This is a genomic window from Streptomyces dysideae (genome assembly GCF_001514305.1).
Lineage (GTDB): Bacteria > Actinomycetota > Actinomycetes > Streptomycetales > Streptomycetaceae > Streptomyces > Streptomyces dysideae.
Genome location: NZ_KQ949082.1, coordinates 302,480 through 307,244 on the forward strand (window position 1 = coordinate 302,480; position 4,765 = coordinate 307,244).

Sequence of the window (4,765 nt, forward strand, 5' to 3'; positions counted from 1 at the left end):
TCGACATCAGCAAGGCGGACGTGAAGGTGACGATCCGGGTACCGGGGAGCGGCAAGCGGCGCCGCAGCGAGACCCGCACCTTCTCCTCGGTGACCTCGGGCCTGCTGGCGATGCGGGACTGGCTGCTCGCCGAGCAGGTCACCGTGGTCGGCATGGAGGCCACCGGCGTCTACTGGAAACCGGTGTTCTACCTGCTGGAACACGAGATGGAGTGCTGGCTGCTCAACGCCCGGCACATGAAGGCCGTGCCCGGCCGCAAGACCGACGTGAAGGATGCCGAGTGGATCGCCCGCCTGGTCGAGCACGGTCTGGTGCGGGCTTCGTTCGTGCCCCCGGAGCCGATCCGGCAGCTGCGGGATCTGACCCGGTATCGCACCGAGGTGATCCGTGAACGCACCCGGGAGGCCCAGCGTCTGGAGAAGCTCCTGGAGGACGCCGGGATCAAGCTGTCCGTCGCGGTCGCCAACATTCTGGGCGTTTCCGGCCGGGCGATGCTGGAGGCCCTCATCGCCGGCAAACGCGACCCGCGCGTCCTGGCGGATCTGGCCAAGGGCTCCATGCGCCGCAAGACCGACGCCCTGATCGCCACTTCACCGCCCACCACGCGTTCTTGGCCCGGGCGATGCTCGACCGTATCGACGCCTGCACCGCCATGGAGAAGCGGCTGGATGAGCGGATCGACGCACAGATCGCGCCCTTTCGCCGCCGCATCGAACTCCTGGTGACCATCCCGGGCGTGAGCACGCGGGCCGCCGAGGTGATCCTCGCGGAGATCGGCGACGACATCGCCCGCTTCCCGACGGCGGCCGACCTGGCTTCCTGGGCCGGGGTGTGCCCCGGCAACAACGAATCCGGCGGCAGACGCGGCCCCGGCAAGACCCGCCACGGCGATCCCTGGCTCAAGGCCGCACTCGGCCAGGCCTCCATCTCCGCGTCACGGACCAAGGACACCTACCTCGCCGCCCGCTACCGCCGGCTCATTGCCCGCCGCGGCAAGAAGCGCGCCCTGGTCGCCCTGGAACACTCGATCCTCGTCTCCGTCTGGCACATGTTCACCCGCGACACCGCATACGCCGATCTTGGCGGCCAGTACTTCCTCGAACGCACCGGCCGTGCCAGGCAGACCCGACGGCTGGTGAGCCAGCTCAACCAACTCGGCTACCAGGTCACCCTCCAACAAGCGGAAGGAGCCGCCTGACCAGCTGCTACAGAAACGGGACGGTGGATTTTCGAATCAGGTGAAGTCTTCTTCGAACCCCTGTGCCGTCATCCCCTGGTCAAGCGCACGGACCGCCTTGCAGTACGCCGTGACGGTCTTCTCCTGGTACGGCCGACCGTGCTTGTTGTTGGTCGCTCGGAGATGCGTGGCGTAGTCCTGAGCTGTGCCCTGCCTGACCTCTGACGTGTCCGGGTCGGTGGGGAGGACTCGGAGCGCTGCGCCCCTGGTGGTTCCCTGAGACGCCCTGAGAGGTGACTTCCTGGCCTGTGCCGACACGGGGTGACTCCCTGGTGTCCGGGCTAGGCAAGGTGCAGTCCGCTAGGCGCCTTACCCAACCGATTCTGGTAGGTAAGTCACGCGGCTTTCGATGATCCAACCGACCCATACGTGCAGGTCAGTCGTTCCAGACGCTCGCGCTCGCGGACGGATTTCGTGCGGAGCTGCTGACGGCCACGCACCGCGGTGACCCGTTCGACATAGCCACTGGCTTGCCGGTGGGCCACGGGCCCACGGCGTCGTCGGTCGGCTGGTACGACTACGCCCTCCAGTTTGTCGATGCGCAGTGGTCGCATGCTTCGGCGAACCACCGCAAGAACACCGCCAGGACTCTCATGATCACTACGACAGCGTTGCTCGGCAGGGAGCCGCCTGGCGTCAGTTCGCGCAGAGTCCGCACGGCACTGAGTGAGTGGGCCTTCAACACCGAACGCCGTGAGAGCGCGCCGGACGACGTTGTGGCCGTCCTGGGCTGGGTGCGCCGGCACACCCCAACGATGGAGGTCTGGAACGATCCCGCTGCCGTTGAAGACGTGCTGCTCGTACTCGGCACGCTATTGGACGGATCGATAGCTGCTGCGTCCTCGGTGTGGCGCCACCGTCGGGTGCTCAACCTGGTCATGCAGTACGCGATCCGCCACGGTGTCCTGCAAACGAATCCGCTGCCCAAGGGCCGGGGCAGTGGGCCGGGGACTGCTGACGCTGTCGACCGTCGCTGCTTGCTCAACCCGCGGCAAGCGGCCGGACTGCTCGATTGGATACGGCAGCGGCCGCGCGGTGGCCTCAGATTGCATGCGTTCTTCGCCATGCTCTATTACACGGGGATGCGGCCAGAGGAGGCCGTTGCCCTGCGCGTGGGCGATGCCGCTTTGCCGGAGGCGGAGGCCAGCGATCAGTGGGGCGAGCTGATCGTCCATGCCGCGGAGCCAGAGGTGGGACGGCAATGGACCGGAACAGGCACGACCCATGAGCGCCGCGGGCTCAAAGGCAGAAACAAGGGTGGGGCGCGGGGTGTGCCCTGTCACCCCGCACTTATCCGTGCCCTGAGGGACCGCATCGAGGCCGAGTGTCTGCAGCCAGGTGATCGCTTGTTCTCGGGTGAGAGGGGCGGCATCCTCGCCGGGTCTGTCTACCGACGTGTCTGGGACCGTGCCCGGCAGACGACACTGGCACCGCACGTCTACGACTCGCCGACCGGAAGGCGCACCTACGACCTGCGGCACACCTGTCTGACGACATGGTTGAACAGTGGCATTCCGCCAGCGCAGGTCGCCGAGTGGGCGGGCACCAGCGTGGCCATGCTCTTCGCGGTGTACGCGCACTGCATCAGCGGCCAGGCCAAGGAGTTGGAACATCGCGTCGAGGCGGCGCAGGACCTCTCGTCCCTATACCTCGCAGCATGAGAGATCAGGATAACGAGGGAAGGGTCACTGGCGCTGACGATAGGGATCGGCGTAGGGCTCCAGCGACTGCTGGACCTCTTCCCGCACGGGGTCCATGAGCGGGCCTGGGGCGTAGTAGCGGGCACGGGCCTTACCGTGGGGGACGAGCCAGCCACGGGCCACGAGTTCCCGGATGTCGCGGATGGCCTGCTGGTCGCTGAGGTCGGCGTCCTGCTGATAGACGGTGCGGCGGACCTTAGCGTCCGAAAACGCGGGCAGCAGGGCGTAGACGACTCGCTCATCCAGGTCAGCCGCCTCGACGGCCTCCACCAGGTGCGTCCAGGCTCGCGACATCACGTCGAAGCGCCGCTGGGCCTGCTGGGCCTGGCGGTGGTGGGCGGTCAGGCAGAAGCGGATCCAGGGGCGGGTGTCCCGTTCGGGACTCCAGTGCGGACCGCCCACGTCTTCCAGGACTTGGTAGTAGGCGTAGGTGTTCTGGCCTCGGCCGAGCCATTCCTCGATGGAGGAGAACTCGGGCGGCATGAGCGCCTCGCGGGAGAACACGAGGGTGGACAGGGCTCGGGACATGCGTCCGTTGCCGTCCTTCCACGGGTGGATCTTGACGAGGTTGAGGTGGGCCATGGATGCGCGTACGTGGACCGAGGCATCGAGATCGCCGCTGTTGAGCCAGTCGATGAACTCGTGCATCAGCGCCGGGACACCCTCATGGTCCGGTGCGGTGTAGGCGGGGACGAGGGGGTCGTCGGGGCTGGTGACGTAGACGGGACCGTCGCGCCAGCGGCCGGGGCGTTTGTCGAGGTGGTGTCCCTGCAGCATAAAGTGCAGGCCGTTGAGCAACCCGGCGTCGTACCGGAAGTCCTTCCCGGCGTCGGCGAGGGCTTGGATGTAGGTCATGCCACGCTGGTAGCCCTCCAGCTCGGCGCGGGTTCGTTCTCCGGTCTCCAGAGGCTCCTCGCCAGCCATGAGGGCTTCCACGTCGTCCACTGTCGCGGCGTAGCCCTCGATGGTGTTCGATCCTGCGATCGCGCGGGCGGTGAGATTGCGGCGTAGCTGCTGCGTCCAGCGGGGGGTAGCTCGGAGCATGTGCCGCAAGGCGTGGCGCATGGTTTCGATCTCGTCGAGGACTCGGAGGTCGTCGGCGTCCAGGCGGGGGGTCGCGTACATCATGCAGTGATGACACTATGATTGTGTCTTTCAGTCAAGCGTCGCGAGGTGTGCAGGTGGCCTGGGGAGCACCGGCCTTTCGGCCTCGCTGTCAGTGGTGACTGTCAAGCTGAGGTCCGTGATCGCGACACTCGTGTACATGACCAACACTGCCGACATGGCCACCAGTGGCCCTGCGCCGGGGTGGACTGAGGGCGAAGTCGGCCTCATGGTGGCGCTCTTCGACTTCAACACGGCATGGATCCCGGTCCTTCTCTTGGTGACCATGATGTTGATTGCTGGTCGGCGACGCCCAGGTCGGCTGCTGACGGTCGGCTTTCTCGGCCGCGCCAAGTTCATGCGTAACCGCATACAGGCACTCTCTACGAAACTTGAAGGAGTCGTGGGGTCTGGGTGGTCAGTGTCGGACAAGAGCATGCTGGCTATTCGTATGACGGAGCAGCGGCGCTGGGAGGTCGCTCGCTTGTGGCTGTACGGTCCGAGTGTTCTGACGCCGGCAGTGATGTTGTATGGAGCTCTCGGCGGTTGGGGTGGGCGGATACGGCTGTGGCCCGTGGTCTCGGCCCTTCTGTTCCTGGCCCTGACGGGAGCTGCCGCAGGGGCGGAAACTTGGTCGCGGCGCCGCGCGGACCCCTATGGCAACGCCATTAGCTCTGGCACGCTGGCGCTGGAGGCACTCGTTCGTGAGGACGGTGCGGAGAGT

3 protein-coding genes and 1 pseudogene are annotated in these 4,765 nt (G+C 66.5%); 3 read left to right on the plus strand and 1 reads right to left on the minus strand.

Translation table 11 applies throughout. The features are described 5' to 3' along the window. A pseudogene (locus AQJ91_RS16285) lies at positions 1 to 1,198 on the plus strand (IS110 family RNA-guided transposase); the annotation flags it as partial. A 515-nt stretch (positions 1,199 to 1,713) separates the two neighbouring features. Then, positions 1,714 to 2,898 (plus strand): tyrosine-type recombinase/integrase, encoded by a 1,185-nt coding sequence (locus AQJ91_RS16295; RefSeq protein WP_067021606.1) that lies wholly within the window; start codon positions 1,714 to 1,716, stop codon positions 2,896 to 2,898. Between the two features lie 24 nt (positions 2,899 to 2,922). Here the strand turns inward: AQJ91_RS16295 and AQJ91_RS16300 are convergent, their stop codons facing one another. Then, positions 2,923 to 4,065, minus strand: coding sequence for a Fic family protein (locus tag AQJ91_RS16300; protein ID WP_067021608.1), 1,143 nt, complete (start codon positions 4,063 to 4,065; stop codon positions 2,923 to 2,925). Positions 4,066 to 4,201: 136 nt separating this feature from the next. Between AQJ91_RS16300 and AQJ91_RS16305 the strand changes: the two genes are divergently transcribed. Next, the coding region (locus tag AQJ91_RS16305; RefSeq protein ID WP_159054584.1) for a hypothetical protein at positions 4,202 to 4,765 on the plus strand (564 nt) is incomplete at its 3' end.

Excerpts from the sequence above, each read along its gene's own strand:
- AQJ91_RS16300 (WP_067021608.1), bottom strand. The coding sequence starts at position 4,065 with ATGATGTACGCGACCCCCCGCCTGGACGCCGACGACCTCCGAGTCCTC.